The sequence below is a fragment of the Streptomyces sp. 4F14 genome, assembly GCF_048159485.1.
Taxonomy (GTDB): domain Bacteria; phylum Actinomycetota; class Actinomycetes; order Streptomycetales; family Streptomycetaceae; genus Streptomyces.
On record NZ_JBLRVY010000015.1, the window covers coordinates 68,425 to 82,255 of the forward strand.

14 protein-coding genes are annotated in these 13,831 nt (G+C 69.3%); 7 read left to right on the forward strand and 7 right to left on the reverse strand.

Annotation, left to right across the window (positions count from 1 at the left end; translation table 11 throughout):
- Positions 1-119 precede the first annotated feature (119 nt).
- Both ACLZOT_RS25670 and ACLZOT_RS25675 read right to left on the reverse strand, forming a co-directional pair.
- A complete protein-coding gene (locus ACLZOT_RS25670) occupies positions 120-2,501 on the reverse strand; it encodes a cation-translocating P-type ATPase (protein WP_416971419.1) in 2,382 nt (793 codons plus the stop codon).
- 113 nt (positions 2,502-2,614) lie between these two features.
- Complete coding sequence (locus ACLZOT_RS25675; RefSeq protein WP_416971420.1) at positions 2,615-2,881, reverse strand: DUF2530 domain-containing protein; 267 nt, start codon at positions 2,879-2,881, stop codon at positions 2,615-2,617.
- 116 nt (positions 2,882-2,997) lie between these two features.
- Between ACLZOT_RS25675 and ACLZOT_RS25680 the strand changes: the two genes are divergently transcribed.
- Positions 2,998-4,404 carry an NCS2 family permease gene (locus ACLZOT_RS25680; RefSeq protein ID WP_416971421.1) on the forward strand — a complete coding sequence of 469 codons (1,407 nt, stop codon included), beginning with the start codon at positions 2,998-3,000 and terminating at the stop codon, positions 4,402-4,404.
- Positions 4,405-4,479: 75 nt separating this feature from the next.
- Here the strand turns inward: ACLZOT_RS25680 and ACLZOT_RS25685 are convergent, their stop codons facing one another.
- Positions 4,480-4,662, reverse strand: coding sequence for a ribbon-helix-helix protein, CopG family (locus tag ACLZOT_RS25685; RefSeq protein ID WP_055722695.1), 183 nt, complete (start codon positions 4,660-4,662; stop codon positions 4,480-4,482).
- 164 nt (positions 4,663-4,826) lie between these two features.
- Between ACLZOT_RS25685 and ACLZOT_RS25690 the strand changes: the two genes are divergently transcribed.
- A complete protein-coding gene (locus ACLZOT_RS25690) occupies positions 4,827-5,264 on the forward strand; it encodes a MarR family winged helix-turn-helix transcriptional regulator (RefSeq protein WP_187748958.1) in 438 nt (145 codons plus the stop codon).
- Positions 5,265-5,444: 180 nt separating this feature from the next.
- A complete protein-coding gene (locus ACLZOT_RS25695) occupies positions 5,445-6,752 on the forward strand; it encodes an MFS transporter (protein ID WP_416971543.1) in 1,308 nt (435 codons plus the stop codon).
- Between the two features lie 165 nt (positions 6,753-6,917).
- On the opposite strand, the gene ACLZOT_RS25700 is transcribed toward ACLZOT_RS25695, so the two are convergent.
- A complete protein-coding gene (locus tag ACLZOT_RS25700; RefSeq protein ID WP_416971422.1) occupies positions 6,918-7,436 on the reverse strand; it encodes a GNAT family N-acetyltransferase in 519 nt (172 codons plus the stop codon).
- 34 nt (positions 7,437-7,470) lie between these two features.
- On the opposite strand from ACLZOT_RS25700, the gene thpR reads away from it, so the two are divergent.
- On the forward strand, positions 7,471-8,037 hold the full coding sequence (thpR, locus tag ACLZOT_RS25705; RefSeq protein WP_416971423.1) for an RNA 2',3'-cyclic phosphodiesterase: 567 nt from the start codon (positions 7,471-7,473) through the stop codon (positions 8,035-8,037).
- Between the two features lie 277 nt (positions 8,038-8,314).
- Here thpR and ACLZOT_RS25710 read toward each other — a convergent pair whose 3' ends face one another.
- A complete protein-coding gene (locus ACLZOT_RS25710; RefSeq protein ID WP_416971424.1) occupies positions 8,315-9,307 on the reverse strand; it encodes an aldo/keto reductase in 993 nt (330 codons plus the stop codon).
- A 183-nt stretch (positions 9,308-9,490) separates the two neighbouring features.
- On the opposite strand from ACLZOT_RS25710, the gene ACLZOT_RS25715 reads away from it, so the two are divergent.
- Positions 9,491-10,420: a nuclear transport factor 2 family protein gene (locus tag ACLZOT_RS25715; RefSeq protein ID WP_416971425.1), complete on the forward strand. Its 930-nt coding sequence runs from the start codon at positions 9,491-9,493 to the stop codon at positions 10,418-10,420.
- 45 nt (positions 10,421-10,465) lie between these two features.
- Here ACLZOT_RS25715 and ACLZOT_RS25720 read toward each other — a convergent pair whose 3' ends face one another.
- Positions 10,466-11,050 (reverse strand): Uma2 family endonuclease, encoded by a 585-nt coding sequence (locus ACLZOT_RS25720; protein WP_416971426.1) that lies wholly within the window; start codon positions 11,048-11,050, stop codon positions 10,466-10,468.
- A gap of 144 nt (positions 11,051-11,194) precedes the next feature.
- On the opposite strand from ACLZOT_RS25720, the gene ACLZOT_RS25725 reads away from it, so the two are divergent.
- Positions 11,195-11,944: an aminoglycoside adenylyltransferase domain-containing protein gene (locus ACLZOT_RS25725; RefSeq protein ID WP_416971427.1), complete on the forward strand. Its 750-nt coding sequence runs from the start codon at positions 11,195-11,197 to the stop codon at positions 11,942-11,944.
- A gap of 138 nt (positions 11,945-12,082) precedes the next feature.
- Here the strand turns inward: ACLZOT_RS25725 and ACLZOT_RS25730 are convergent, their stop codons facing one another.
- On the reverse strand, positions 12,083-12,760 hold the full coding sequence (locus ACLZOT_RS25730; RefSeq protein WP_416971428.1) for a GDSL-type esterase/lipase family protein: 678 nt from the start codon (positions 12,758-12,760) through the stop codon (positions 12,083-12,085).
- Between the two features lie 88 nt (positions 12,761-12,848).
- Here ACLZOT_RS25730 and ACLZOT_RS25735 point away from each other — a divergent pair, with 88 nt between their 5' ends.
- Entirely contained in the window at positions 12,849-13,820 is a 972-nt protein-coding gene (locus ACLZOT_RS25735; RefSeq protein WP_416971429.1) for a WD40 repeat domain-containing protein, read from the forward strand.
- The last annotated feature ends 11 nt before the right edge of the window (positions 13,821-13,831 follow it).

Genomic DNA, 13,831 nt, shown 5'->3' on the forward strand with positions numbered 1-13,831 from the left:
CCTCAGGTACTACCCCTCAGGTACTACCCCTCAAGAGGTACGCCTCCTGAGACACACGAGAGCGCGGCACCCGGCAACGGGCGCCGCGCTCTCCTCGTCCCGGCCCAGCCGGCCCCGCCCTAGTCCGCGTACCGCCGGTCCACCCACCGCCACACGACCTCCAGCAGCGCCGACGCCACCACGGCGATCCCCACCGCGATCCACGGCATCGTCGTCCCCACCAGCTTCAGCGCGAAGAAGTGCTGCAACCACGGCACCGCGAGAACGACGAGGAACGACAGCCCCATCGTCGCCACCAGCAGCACCCGCCACCACGTGTACGGCCGCGCCACGATCGCCAGCACCCACATCGACACCAGGAACAGCGTCAGCGTCGCCGCACTCGTCTCGGCGTCCAACGCGTCCGCCCCCGTGTAGTGGTGACGGGCGATCAGATACGACACGAAGGTCGCCACCGCCGCGATCACCCCGCCGGGGATCGAGTACCGCATCACGCGCCGCACGAAATGGGGCCGCGCCCGCTCCTTGTTCGGCGCAAGGGCCAGGAAGAACGCGGGAGTTCCGATCGTGAGCGTGGACAGCAGGGTCAAGTGCCGTGGCAGGAACGGGTATTCGACCTGCCAGCAGACCACCAGCAGCGCGAGCAGCACCGAGTAGACGGTCTTGACCAGGAACAGCGTCGCGACGCGCGTGATGTTCCCGATGACCCGGCGCCCCTCGGCGACGACCGAAGGAAGCGTCGAGAAGCTGTTGTTGAGGAGCACGATCTGCGCGACGGCCCGCGTCGCCTCGGACCCGGAGCCCATCGAGACGCCGATGTCCGCGTCCTTGAGCGCGAGGACGTCGTTGACCCCGTCCCCGGTCATCGCGACGGTGTGCCCACGGGACTGGAGCGCCGCGACCATCTCCCGCTTCTGCTGCGGAGTAACCCGCCCGAACACCGTGCCCTCGTCGAGGGCCTTCGCCAGTTCCTCTGTGTCGGAGGGGAGTTGGCGTGCGTCCACCGCCTTGCCGGACAGGCCGAGCTTCCCGGCGACCGCCCCGACGGACACCGCGTTGTCCCCGGAGATGACCTTCGCCCGGACGTTCTGCTCGGCGAAGTACCGCAGGGTGTCCGCCGCGTCGGGCCGCAGCCGCTGCTCCAGCACGACGAGCGCGGCCGGTTCGACCCCGACGGAGACCTCCGGGTCGTCCAGGTCGCGGCCCGTACGCGCCAACAGCAGGACCCGCAGGCCCTGTTCGTTCAGCCGCTCGGTCTCCCCGAGGGCCGGGTCGCCCGCCGTCAGCAGCACGTCCGGCGCCCCCAGCAGCCAGGTACTCGACTCCCCGTCGCCCTCGCTGAAGCTCGCGCCGCTGTACTTGCGGGCCGAGGAGAAGGGCAGCGACTCGGTGCAGCGCCAGTCCTCCGCGTCCGGGTAGGCGTCGATGACGGCTTGCAGCGAGGCGTTGGGACGCGGGTCCGACTCGCCCAGGGCGCCGAGGACTTGGCGTACGTACGACTCGTCGTAGCCGTCGAGGACGCGCAGTTCCGTGACGTCCATGCCGCCCTCGGTGAGGGTGCCGGTCTTGTCGAGGCAGACCGTGTCGACGCGGGCCAGGCCCTCGATCGCCGGCAACTCCTGGACGAGGCACTGCTGTCGGCCCAGCCGGATGACGCCGATCGCGAAGGCGACCGAGGTGAGCAGGACCAGCCCCTCGGGGACCATGGGCACGATGCCGCCGATCGTGCGGGCGACGGAGTCCTTGAAGTCGTTCTCCTTGACGACGAGTTGGGTGATGACGAGGCCGATCGCGGCCGGAATCATCATCCACGTCACGTACTTGAGGATCGTCGAGATACCGGTGCGCAGTTCGGAGTGGACGAGCGTGAACCGCGAGGCTTCCTCGGCGAGTTGGGCGGCGTACGCCTCACGGCCCACCTTCGTCGCCCGGAACGCGCCGCCGCCCGCGACCACGAAACTCCCCGACATCACCGGGTCGCCGGGGCGTTTGACGACCGGGTCCGCCTCACCGGTCAGCAGCGACTCGTCGATCTCCAGGCCGTCGGCCTCGACGCAGACGCCGTCCACGACGATCTTGTCGCCGGGTCCGGTCTCTATCAGGTCGTCGAGCACGATCTCCGAGGTGCCGACCTCGACGGCCGTACCGTCCCGCCGCACCGTCGGCCGCGCCTCGCCGATCACCGCGAGGGAGTCCAGGGTCTTCTTGGCCCGCCACTCCTGGACGATGCCGATCCCGGTGTTGGCGAGGATCACGAACCCGAACAGGGCGTCCTGGATGGGCGCCACGACCAGGGTGATCAGCCAGAGCACGCCGATGATCGCGTTGAACCGGGTGAAGACGTTCGCCCGGACGATCTCCCCGAACGTGCGACTGCTGCGGACCGGTACGTCGTTGACCTCGCCGCGCGCGACGCGCTCCGCGACCTCGGCGGTGGTCAGTCCGGTCACCGGCAGGGCCGGGGCGACTGGCGCGGCGTCAGCCGCATCGGTGTGGGCCATGCCAACGACGGTACGTGCGGATCGCCCGGTTCACCCGCCGAAGGCACCGAAGATCCGACTCGGGTAGGAGGCGTGTAGTGCCCTGGTTGTAGGGGGCTTCACCTACGGGGGTACTACGGGGTCTTCGCCGCCTTCAGCGCCGCGTCCCGCTTGATCGCCGCGTCCCTGCGCCGGACGAACCAGATGCCGAACAGGCCGAGACCGGCGCCCGCGAGGCAGGTCCACACCCACCAGAGGTGGCCGTGGTCGTCGTACCACCCGTAGAACGGGAGCTGCGCGAGGAAGAGGACGGACCACAGGATCGTGCCGCCGGTGATGGTCGCGACCACGGGCCCCTCCAGGGGCTCCGGCGCCTCGTGCTTCGGGGTCCACTTCGCCATGGCCTTAGCTTACGAGTCGATGACATCTACGCGCGGAGATGGTTGTTTCCGTCGTCATATGTTCATACTGAAACCGATTACACGTGACCGCTTCTCTTCGTAGGAACCACCAAAAGATGCCTACCCCGGCCCTCGGCGCCCTCGACCGCTACTTCCGGATCTCCGAACGCGGCAGCTCGCTGTCCCGGGAGGTTCGGGGTGGTTTCGCCACCTTCTTCGCGATGGCGTACATCATCGTGCTCAATCCGATCATTCTCGGAAGCGCGAAGGACATGTACGGACATCAGCTGGACAACGGCCAGCTCGTCACCGCGACCTGCCTCACCGCCGCTTTCACGACACTGCTGATGGGCGTCATCGGCAACGTCCCGATCGCGCTCGCGGCCGGCCTCGGCGTCAACTCCGTCGTCGCCCTCCAGCTCGCGCCGCGGATGTCCTGGCCGGACGCGATGGGCATGGTCGTCCTCGCCGGTCTGATCGTCATGCTGCTGGTCGCGACCGGTCTGCGCGAGCGCGTCATGAACGCGGTGCCGTTCGGGCTGCGCAAGGCGATCTCGATCGGTATCGGCCTGTTCATCATGCTGATCGGCCTCGTCGACTCCGGGTTCGTCACCCGCATCCCCGACGCCGCCCACACGACCGTGCCGCTCCAGCTCGGTACCGGCGGTCACCTCCTGGGGTGGCCGGTCCTGGTCTTCGTGCTCGGCGCGCTGCTCACCCTCGCCCTCATCGTCCGCAAGGTGCCGGGCGCGATCCTCATCTCCATCGTCGCCATGACCGTACTCGCGATGATCATCGAGGCGGTCGTACACGTGCAGTCCTGGGGTCTGACGACCCCGAAGTGGCCCGGCAACCCCGTCGCCACCCCCGACTTCGGGCTGATCGGCAAGGTCAGCCTTTTCGGTGGGTTCGGCGAGGTCGGCGTACTGACCGGGATCCTGTTCGTCTTCACCGTCCTGCTGTCCTGCTTCTTCGACGCCATGGGCACGATCATGGGCGTCTCCGACGAGGCGAAGCTGACCGACGCCTCGGGGCAGATGCCGGGCATCAACAAGGTGCTGTTCGTGGACGGCATCGCCGTCGCCGCCGGTGGCGCGACCTCCTCCTCGGCCACCACCTGCTTCGTCGAGTCCACCGCCGGGGTCGGCGAGGGCGCGCGCACCGGCTTCGCGAACGTCGTCACCGGCGCGCTCTTCGCCGTCGCGCTGTTCCTCACGCCCGTCGCGACGATGGTGCCGTCGCAGGCCGCGACCCCCGCGCTGCTCGCGGTCGGGTTCCTGATCCTGGCGGGCTCGGTCAAGGACATCGACTGGGCCGACCACACCATCGCGATCCCGGCCTTCATCACGATGGTGATGATGCCGTTCACGTACTCCATCACCAACGGCATCGGCATGGGCTTCATCGCCTTCGCCGTCCTGCGCCTGGCCGCCGGCCGGGGGCGGGAGGTACCGGTGGCCATGTACGTGGTGTCGGCGGTCTTCGCGTTCTACTACCTGATGCCGGCGCTGGGTCTCACCTGATCCGGCGGGTCCCACCTGAGAGGTAACCGGGGACTACCTGAGAGCCAGACGGCGTCAGGGGCCCTCGGGTAGCCCTCAGGTGAGCCCGTAGAACTTCTCCGTCTCCTCGACGGCGGCCTGGAACCGCTCGTCGAAGTCATCGCGAACGAGCGTCCGGACGACATAGTCCTGGACGCTCATTCCTCTTCTGGCGGCATGGTGCCGGAGCCGTTCGAGCAGTTCGTGGTCTATTCGCAGGCTGAGCACTGTGGTCCCCATGAGTACGAGGGTCGCGGCACGGTTCGGGGTGATGGGGTGGCTTCTGGGCCACTGTCACCCGTTTGAGTGAAAAAGTGCCGTGGGGGCCGCCAGTGGTGGGTATCACGGGCGGTTCGGCGCGTCCCGCTGGTATTTAGCCAGAGTAATGAGTTAGGCTAAGAAACATGCCGGACCTCACCCACGACGACGACGCTGCCGCCGTGAACGACCTCAGATCAGCCGTGATGCGGCTCTCCCGCAGGCTGAAGCACCAGCGGGTCGACGAGTCGCTCAGCCCGACCGAGATGTCGGTGCTCGGGACGCTGTCGCGCTGCGGCAGCGCCACCCCCGGCGAGCTGGCGCGCAAGGAGCACGTCCAGCCGCCGTCCATGACCCGCATCGTGGCCCTCCTGGAGGCCAAGGGGCTGGTCAGCCTGGAGCCGCACCCCGAGGACCGGCGCCAGAAGGTCGTCACCCAGACCGAGCAGGCCGAATCCATGCTGGAGCAGAGCCGCCGCAAGCGGAACGCGTTCCTGGCCGGCCTGGCGGAGGAGCTGGACGACGACGAGTGGGCGAAGCTCAAGGCGGCCGCCCCCGTGCTGGAGAAGCTCGCGCATCTGTAGGCAGACACAAGGAGGCGAACCCTTTTGAGTTCGGGACCCGGAGCAGACTCCGCACCCGCACCGATCCGTACGACCCCGGAGGGACCGCCGGGGGATACCCGTAGTACCCGTAGTACTTCAGAGGTACCGGCGTCGGCCGGGGAGCCCGTGGAACCCGAGCGCACCGCCCGCAGGTCCTCGATGTTCAGCTCCCTCAAGGTCCGCAACTACCGCCTCTTCTTCCTCGGCCAGGTCGTCTCCAACATCGGCACCTGGATGCAGCGCATCGCGCAGGACTGGCTCGTCCTCAGCCTCACCGGCTCCGCGACCGCCGTAGGTGTCACCACCGCCCTCCAGTTCCTGCCGATGCTCCTGTTCGGGCTGTACGGCGGAGTCCTCGTCGACCGGTTCCCCAAGCGCCCGACGCTGCTGATCACGCAGACGGCGATGGGCGTCGCCGGGGTCGTACTCGCCGCCCTCACCCTCTCGGGGTACGTCCAGGTCTGGCATGTCTACGTCGCCGCCTTCGCCGTAGGACTCGCGACCGTCGTCGACAACCCGGCGCGGCAGTCCTTCGTCTCCGAGATGGTCGGCCCGGACCAGCTGCAGAACGCCGTCAGCCTGAACTCCGCGAACTTCCAGTCCGCGCGGCTCGTCGGGCCCGCCGTCGCCGGTCTGATGATCACCGGAGTGGGGACCGGCTGGGCGTTTCTCTTCAACGGGCTGTCCTTCGTCGCCCCGATCGCCGGGCTCCTGCTCATGCGCGGGCGCGAGCTGCACGCCGTCGAGCGCGCGCCGCGCGGGAAGGGGCAGTTGCGCGAAGGGCTGCACTACGTCGCCGGGCGGCCCGACCTGATCTGGACCATCGCGCTCGTCGGGTTCATCGGCACGTTCGGGTTCAACTTCCCCGTCTACCTCTCGGCCTTCGCCGACGACGTCTTCCACGCGGGCGCCGGGTCCTACAGCCTCTTCAACACGCTGATGGCCGTCGGCTCCCTCGCGGGCGCGCTGCTCGCCGCGCGGCGCGGGACCTCGCGGATGCGGGTGCTGATCGGGGCGGCGATCGCCTTCGGCGCGGTCGAGCTGGTCGCCGCGTTCGCGCCCTCGCTGTGGCTGTTCGCGCTGTTCATGGTGCCGATCGGGATGTTCGGCATGACCGTCAACGTCACGGCCAACACCGGCATCCAGATGTCCACCGACCCCGCCATGCGTGGGCGCGTCATGGCCCTCTACATGATGGTCTTCCTCGGCGGCTCCCCCGTCGGGGCGCCGATCGCCGGGTGGATCACCGACGCGTACGGGGTCCGTGCCGGGCTCGCCGTCGGGGGCGCGATCTCCCTGCTGGCCGCGCTTGCGATCGGCCTGGTGCTGACCCGGGTCGGCGGGTTCCGGTTGTCGTTCGGCTGGCACCGGGGGCATCCGCGGGTGCGGTTCGTGCCGCGGGGTGAAGCGGGGGCGGGGGCTGAGGCGGGCGCTGAGGCCGGGGCGGGGCTGGCTCGGACGGCGTAGCTCTGGAGGGGTACGGGGCTGAGGGGTACGGGGCTGAGGGGTACGGAGGTAGGGGGTACGGGAGTAGGGGGTACGGCGTGACGCGGGCTCGTGTGGGTCCGGGGCACGCCGTATCCGTACGTCCGTGGAGGGGCGCGCGGGCGTGGCTCTGGAGGGGTACCCCGGTCAGACCCGGCGTTCCAGGAGCCGACCCGGCCAGGTGTCGTTCACGGTGAACGCCTGGGTCGGGGTGAAGCCGTTGGCCTCGTAGTAGGCGACGAGTCCGCCGTCGTCCCCGGCGTAACAGTCGACGCGCAGGAGGGCGACTCCGGCCGCGCGGGTCTCCTCGGCGGCGTGCGCGAGGAGCGCGCCTCCCACGCCCCGGCCCTTGAAGCGGCGGTCCGAGGCGAGCCAGTGGATGTAGCGCTCGGGCTCGCCGGGGGAGGGGAGGTGGGCGAGGTAGGCGCCGGGCGCGTCGGTGAGGGTGAGGGTCGCGGCCGGGACACCGTCCGCCTCCGCGATGTACGTCACACCCTCCTCCATGTACCGGGTCACCGACTCCACCGTCTTCGGGTTCTCCGAGAGCGGCTTCGACCCCCACTGACCCGTACGCCCCTGCGCGGCCAGCCACTCCACGGAGCTGTCGAGCATGCCGAGGATCACGGGTATGTCGTCCGGGGTGCCTTCTCTGATCGCGATCTCCATGCCGACCATCATGCCGGGCGGCACAATCCCCGGTATGAGACTCTTCGCCGCCGTCCTGCCACCGGACCACGTCTGCGCCGAACTCGACGCCGTGGTCGGCGAGTTGAACACCCTCCCGGACGCGGAGTCGCTGCGCTGGACCGGGCGGGAGGGGTGGCACATCACCCTCGCGTTCTACGGGGACGTCGCGGACGATGCCGTACCCGCACTGTCCGCCGGCCTGGCACGCGTCGCCCACCGCACCGAGCCCTTCGCACTCGCCGTGCGCGGGGGCGGGGAGTTCGGGCAGGGGCGGGTGGTGTGGGCCGGGGTGTCGGGGGACGTCGCCGCACTGCGCTCGCTCGCGGGGCGGGTGGAGGACGCGGGGCGCGAGGCGGGGGTGGAGCTGGAGCCCCGGCGGTACCAGCCGCATCTGACGCTGGCGCGCGGGCGGGAGGGCGTGGCGGGGGAGTACGTCGCGGTGCTGGACCGGTTCGCCGGGCAGGGGTGGGGAGTTGGGGAGGTGGTGCTGATGTGCAGCGAGCTGCCGCGGTCGGGGGTCGCGGGGGAGAGGCCGCGTTATGAGGTGGTCGGGCGGTGGGGGCTCGGGGCGGGCGGTTAGGCTCGGTGGCGTGGATCCTAAGACCCGGAACCGGATCATGGCCGGTGCGCTTGTGTTGATGTTCGCGGTGGTTGCGGTGGCGGCGGCTGTGGGGAGGTAGCTCTGGGGGAGGGGTACGGGGTACGGGGTGCCGGGGGCGTACCCCTCAGGTATGGGGTACCCGAGGGGTAGCTCGTGGGGAGGGGGTACCGGGGGGGGGTAGCTCTCAGGTACGGGATACCGGAGACGTACCTCTCAAGTACGGGGTACCCGAGGGGTAGCTCTCAGGTACTGCCCCCTACCAGGCGAACGCCTCCGGCGACGGGCCCGGTCCCGGGAACACCTCGTCCAGCCCCGTCAGCAACTCCTCGCTCAGCTCCAGCTCCACCGCGCGGATCGCCGACTCCAACTGCCCTGCCGTACGCGGCCCGACGATCGGCCCGGTCACGCCGGGGCGCGTGAGGAGCCAGGCGAGAGCGGCCTCGCCGGGGTCGACGCCGTGCTTGTCGAGGAGATCCTCGTACGACTGGATCCGCGCCCGGACACCCGCGTCGGCGATCGAGTCGGCCGCGCGGCCCGAGGCGCGGCGGCCGCCCTGGACCTCCTTCTTGAGGATGCCGCCGAGGAGCCCGCCGTGCAGCGGCGACCAGGGGATGACCCCGACCCCGTACTCCTGCGCCGCGGGTATGACCTCCATCTCGGCGCGTCGCTCGTAGAGGTTGTACAGGCACTGCTCGCTGACCAGCCCGTACGAACCGCGCCGGGCGGCGGCCTCGTTGGCCTGGGCGATCTTGTAGCCGGGGAAGTTGGAGGAACCGGCGTACAGGATCTTGCCCTGCTGGACCAGGACGTCGATGGCCTGCCAGATCTCCTCGAAGGGGGTCAGGCGGTCGATGTGGTGGAACTGGTAGAGGTCGATGTAGTCGGTCTGGAGGCGCTTGAGCGACGCGTCGACCGCGCGCCGGATGTTCACCGCCGAGAGCTTGTCGTGGTTGGGCCAGGCGTCGCCGTCGGCGGCCATGTTGCCGTACACCTTGGTCGCGAGGACGACCTTGTCGCGGCGGGCGGGGCCGCCGGCCGTGAACCAGTTGCCGATGATCTCCTCGGTGCGGCCCTTGTTCTCGGCCCAGCCGTAGACGTTCGCCGTGTCGAAGAAGTTGATGCCCGCGTCCAGCGCCGCGTCCATGATCGCGTGGCTGTCGGCCTCGTCTGTCTGTGGACCGAAGTTCATCGTGCCGAGCACCAGTCGGCTGACCTTGAGTCCTGTGCGTCCGAGCTGCGTGTACTTCATGGTCCTCAAGCCAACGGCTTGGAGTGGACTCGATGCAAGGGACTTGAGGGTAGGGGGAAGGTCATACCTGAGGGTGCTATCTAGAAGTTAGCGCTTCCCTGTGGTTAGGATCTGGGTCGAAGGGTCAGCTTGAAAGTTCAAGCTGACCCCTACCTGAGAGCCACGCCTCCGGAAGGAAACGCCGTGCCCCCCACCACGTCCGCCCGACGGGCGCTCGCCGCGGTCCTCGCGGCCGGCGCGCTGACCGTCACCGCCGCCGCAGTCCCCGCCGTCGCCGCGCCGTACGACCGGACCGGCCACGTGTCCGTCGACTCGCCGCTGCGCCTCGCCCACCAGAAGGACGTCGCCGTGCGCGTCCTCAAGGGGGTCTTCGAGCGGGGCGACGGGGCCGTCGTCGACCGCTACGTCCGCGCCGACTACATCCAGCACAACCCGTTCGCGCCCGACGGCGCAGCCACGCTGAAGAACCTGGGCACGTCCGTCCACCAGCAGTTCCCCGACGCGAAGTACGACGTCAAGAGGGTCATCTCCGAAGGGGACTTGGTCGTCGTCCACTCCAACGTCGTGATGACGCCCGGGAGTCGGGGGAGCGCCGTCTTCGACATCTTCCGGTTCCAGGGCGGGAAGATCGCCGAGCACTGGGACACCGGGCAGAACGTGCCCGACACCACCGCCAACGGCAACGACATGTTCTCCACGGTGAGTTGGCCGCGTACCCAGCAGCCCGGGCCCGCCTGGCTGACGGCGTACAACAAGAAGCTCGTGGTGAAGGCGTTCGACCAGTTGATCGTGCGCAAGGACGTCAACGCGATCGACCGGTACTGGGGCGCCGACTACCAGCAGCACAACCCGAACATCCCGAACGGCGCCGCCGGCGCCAAGGCCGGGCTCGGCGCGTACTTCGCCCAGTTCCCCCAGCTGAAGGTCGAACCCAAGCGGGTCGTCGCCGAGGGCGACCTCGTCGCCGTCCACAGCCACTACATCCCGGCGCCGGGGCAGCGGGGGCAGGCGATCGTCGACCTGTTCCGGGTGCGGGGCGGGAAGATCGTCGAGCACTGGGACGTCATCCAGGACGTGCCGGAGACTTCGGCGAACGACAACACGATGTTCTAGAGCGGCGACCGGGGACTCCGGGGGTAGTACCGGAGTCCCTGAGAGCTAGTCCCTGGGGAACCCGTCGGTCTTGAGGACCAGGTCGATGACCGTGCCGGTCAGGTCGATGTCCTTGCCGAAGTCGACCCTCAGCATCTTGGCGTAGTCGCCGTCGGTGGGGTCGGTGTAGACGTTGCAGCGGCCCTGGTAGGGGTCGGCCACGAGATAGACGGGGATCTCGGCGACCGCGTACGCGGTGAGTTTGGGGCCGTAGTCGTTGGGGGCGGTGCCGCGGGAGATGACCTCGGCGACGAATGCGACGTCCTTGTGGCTCCAGCGGCCGTCCTCGGACTCGACGGCCTCCTCGGTCAGCAGGGTCAGGTCGGACGCGAACCCGTTGAGATGCCCCGGGTAGTCGATGCGGACGTCGGACAGGATGCGTTCCAAGGGAAACTTGACCCGCAGCTGATCGTAGATTCCGGCGATGATCCGCCAGTGAGTGGTCCGCTGCGGCGTCATGAAGATGTTTCCCCCGATGACCTCGGCCTTGTATCCCTCGGGGACGGGCATGCGCTCCAGCCGCTCGAACAGTTCGTCCAAGCTGTCGGTATTGGCGTCGGCCATGGCGATCCTGTCGTGAAGGACGGTCATCGTGGCGTTCCTCCCCGGCCGCCCTCGTGCAGGCGCAGCCGCGCAGTACAACGATACGTACGGTGACAAGGTCACGCACGATCGCGCGGTACCCACACAAATGTGCTTGCGACCACCACCCCGGCGCCGCTTACCGTGCCCCCTATGACCGTGCTGGGGAGCAGGGAAGCGGAGTTGCTGCGGCGGGTCGTCGGGGAGGGGGATCTGCTCGGGGTCTATCTGCATGGGTCGGCCGTGCTGGGCGGGCTTCGGCCGCACAGTGACATCGATGTGCTCGGGGTGGTGCGAAGGTCACTGAGTGAGCGTCAGAGGCGGGTGATCGTGGATGAGTTGCTGGAGTTGTCGGGGCAAGGTGGTTATCGGTACGTCGAGTTGACCGTGGTGGTGCAGGGCGATGTGCGGCCCTGGAGGTTTCCGCCGCTCTGCGATTTTCTCTACGGGGACTGGCTGCGGGGGGAGTTCGAGAGCGGGGTGCTGCCCGAGCCGGAGGCCAGCGCCGATCTGGCGCCGCTGCTCACCATGGTCCTCCAGGGCGACGCGCCGCTGCTCGGCCCGCCGCCCGGTGTCCTGCTCGACCCCGTCCCGCACGCCGACCTCCTGCGCGGGATCACCGCGGGCGTGCCGGACCTGATGGCCGGCCTGGAGCACGACACCCGCAACGTCCTGCTGACCCTGGCCCGCGTCTGGATGACCCTCGACACGGGGACCGTAGCTGCCAAGGACGAGGCGGCGAGGTGGGCCGAGGCACGGTTGGCGAGGGAGCGGCGGGCGGTGCTGGGGCGGGCTCGGGCGGCGTACCTGGGGGAGGACCGGGAACCGGGGGACGGCGCGAGGGCGTGCGCCGAGGCGATGGCCGAGATCATCGCGGGGTTCGGGGCGCCGTGGGTGTCGTAGGCACCGATGTCGTAGGCACCGATGTCGTAGGCACCGGAGGCGCTGGAGGTACTACCCGGGGACTACCTGAGAGCTAGCCGGGAACTCAACGGGAATCCCCGGAAGCCCCCCCGGGGTCCGGGGTCTACCTCCCCAGAGTTACCCCTCCTCGTAGGGCCCGCCCAGCCCCCACCCCTGGTACATCGCCTCCGCGAACGCCTCCGCGAGCTTGTGCTCGCCGTTCGCGTTGGGATGCGTCCCGTCGTACGTATCGGTATCGATGTCGTACCGGGGAGGGACGGACGCGAGGAGCAGCGGAGAGCCCGGTGTGTCGAGGTCGGCGACCGTCTTCGCGAGGAGTTCGTTGAAGCGGTCGACCTGTTCGGCGAACGCGGGGTCGGCGGTGGCGCGGATGTTGGGGATGACGGGGAGGAGGACGGCACGGACCCGGGGCCGCGCGGCGCGGGCCGCGGCGATGAACTCCCGTGCGTTCTCGGCCGTTTGCTCCGCGTTCGTGTAGAAACCCAGGTCGATGAGGCCGAGGGAGACGAGCAGCACATCGGCCCGTCCGGCCCGCACCGCGTCGCCGATCAGCGGAGCCATGTGCTGCCACCCCTCACCCCACCCGGCGAGGTGCCCGCGCGGGAAGTCGGGTTCGGCGTACGCGTAGGAGACCGGAGAGTTAACTCCCTGGTCGTACAACGTCTCGCGCGGCCCGACCAGCGTGAAGGGGCCGCCGTACGTGGCACACAGATGCCGCCAGAGCCGGTACCGCCACGTGTGGTCCCCCGCGCTGCCGATCGTCATGGAATCACCGACGGGCATGAACCTGAGCATCCGCTCATGATGGACGATCACCGCCGGAGCCGGGGTGTGAGTCCCGACACCTCGCGTGTTGCGCCGCCCGGGATGGCAGGCTGGGAGCATGCGCCGACCGTTCGCCGTCCTCGCCGGGTTCCTGCTCGTGGGGGCCCTCGCCGTGCCCGCCTTCGCCGACGACGACGGCGGGTTCACCATCAAGGACCCGCGGATCAAGGAGTCCAGCGGCATCGCCGCCTCCCGCCAGCACCCGGGCGTCTACTGGACCCACAACGACAGCGGGTACGGCCCGCAGATCTACGCCGTCGACAGCGCCACCGGCGAGACGGTCGCCACGCTCACCCTGCGCGGCATCGGCACCCCGCGCGACGTCGAGGCGATCTCCATCGGCCCCGACAACCAGATCTACGTGGGTGACATCGGCGACAACTTCGACGGCCGCTGGCCCTACCTGTGGATCTACCGGCTGCCCGAGCCGACCGTACTCAAGGACCAGACGGTCAGGGCGACCCAGTACATCGTCAAGTACTCCGACGGCGGCCGCGACGCCGAGTCGATGATGGTCCACCCCAAGACCGGCCGGGTGTACATCATCGACAAGAAGGAGGACGGCGGCCACCTGTACGAGGGCCCCGCCAAGCTCACCGCGTCCGGCGACAACATCTTCAGGCCCATAGCCCCGGTGGACCTCTGGGCCACGGACGCCGCCTTCTCCCCGGACGGTCAACACCTGGCGGTACGCGGGTACTTCGGAGGTATCGCCTACGACTGGAACGGCGGCAGGATCAAGAAGACCGGCCGCCTCGACGTACCCCTCCAGCGCCAGGGCGAGTCCGTCACCTACTCCGCCGACGGCAAGAAGCTGCTGTACGGCAGCGAGGGCGAGCAGAGCGGCGTGGTCGCCCGCGACGCCCCCGACGCCGGCAAGTCCTCGTCCCCGAAGGGGAGTTCGTCGACCTCCGACTCCGCTTCCGCGAGCGGCGGCGACTCCGGCGGCGGGGTGACCAAGGGCGCGATCGCCGTCGCAGTCGTCTGCGCGGCGGTGTTCGGGCTACGGCGACTGCTGCGCCGCAGCTGAGTCACTCCCCG

Excerpts from the sequence above, each read along its gene's own strand:
- ACLZOT_RS25670 (WP_416971419.1), bottom strand. The coding sequence starts at position 2,501 with ATGGCCCACACCGATGCGGCTGACGCCGCGCCAGTCGCCCCGGCCCTG.
- ACLZOT_RS25680 (WP_416971421.1), top strand. The coding sequence starts at position 2,998 with ATGCCTACCCCGGCCCTCGGCGCCCTCGACCGCTACTTCCGGATCTCC.
- ACLZOT_RS25720 (WP_416971426.1), bottom strand. The coding sequence starts at position 11,050 with ATGACCGTCCTTCACGACAGGATCGCCATGGCCGACGCCAATACCGAC.
- ACLZOT_RS25690 (WP_187748958.1), top strand. The coding sequence starts at position 4,827 with ATGCCGGACCTCACCCACGACGACGACGCTGCCGCCGTGAACGACCTC.
- ACLZOT_RS25685 (WP_055722695.1), bottom strand. The coding sequence starts at position 4,662 with ATGGGGACCACAGTGCTCAGCCTGCGAATAGACCACGAACTGCTCGAA.
- ACLZOT_RS25730 (WP_416971428.1), bottom strand. The coding sequence starts at position 12,760 with ATGCTCAGGTTCATGCCCGTCGGTGATTCCATGACGATCGGCAGCGCG.
- ACLZOT_RS25735 (WP_416971429.1), top strand. The coding sequence starts at position 12,849 with ATGCGCCGACCGTTCGCCGTCCTCGCCGGGTTCCTGCTCGTGGGGGCC.
- ACLZOT_RS25700 (WP_416971422.1), bottom strand. The coding sequence starts at position 7,436 with ATGGAGATCGCGATCAGAGAAGGCACCCCGGACGACATACCCGTGATC.
- ACLZOT_RS25695 (WP_416971543.1), top strand. The coding sequence starts at position 5,445 with ATGTTCAGCTCCCTCAAGGTCCGCAACTACCGCCTCTTCTTCCTCGGC.
- ACLZOT_RS25710 (WP_416971424.1), bottom strand. The coding sequence starts at position 9,307 with ATGAAGTACACGCAGCTCGGACGCACAGGACTCAAGGTCAGCCGACTG.
- ACLZOT_RS25675 (WP_416971420.1), bottom strand. The coding sequence starts at position 2,881 with ATGGCGAAGTGGACCCCGAAGCACGAGGCGCCGGAGCCCCTGGAGGGG.
- ACLZOT_RS25725 (WP_416971427.1), top strand. The coding sequence starts at position 11,195 with ATGACCGTGCTGGGGAGCAGGGAAGCGGAGTTGCTGCGGCGGGTCGTC.
- thpR (WP_416971423.1), top strand. The coding sequence starts at position 7,471 with ATGAGACTCTTCGCCGCCGTCCTGCCACCGGACCACGTCTGCGCCGAA.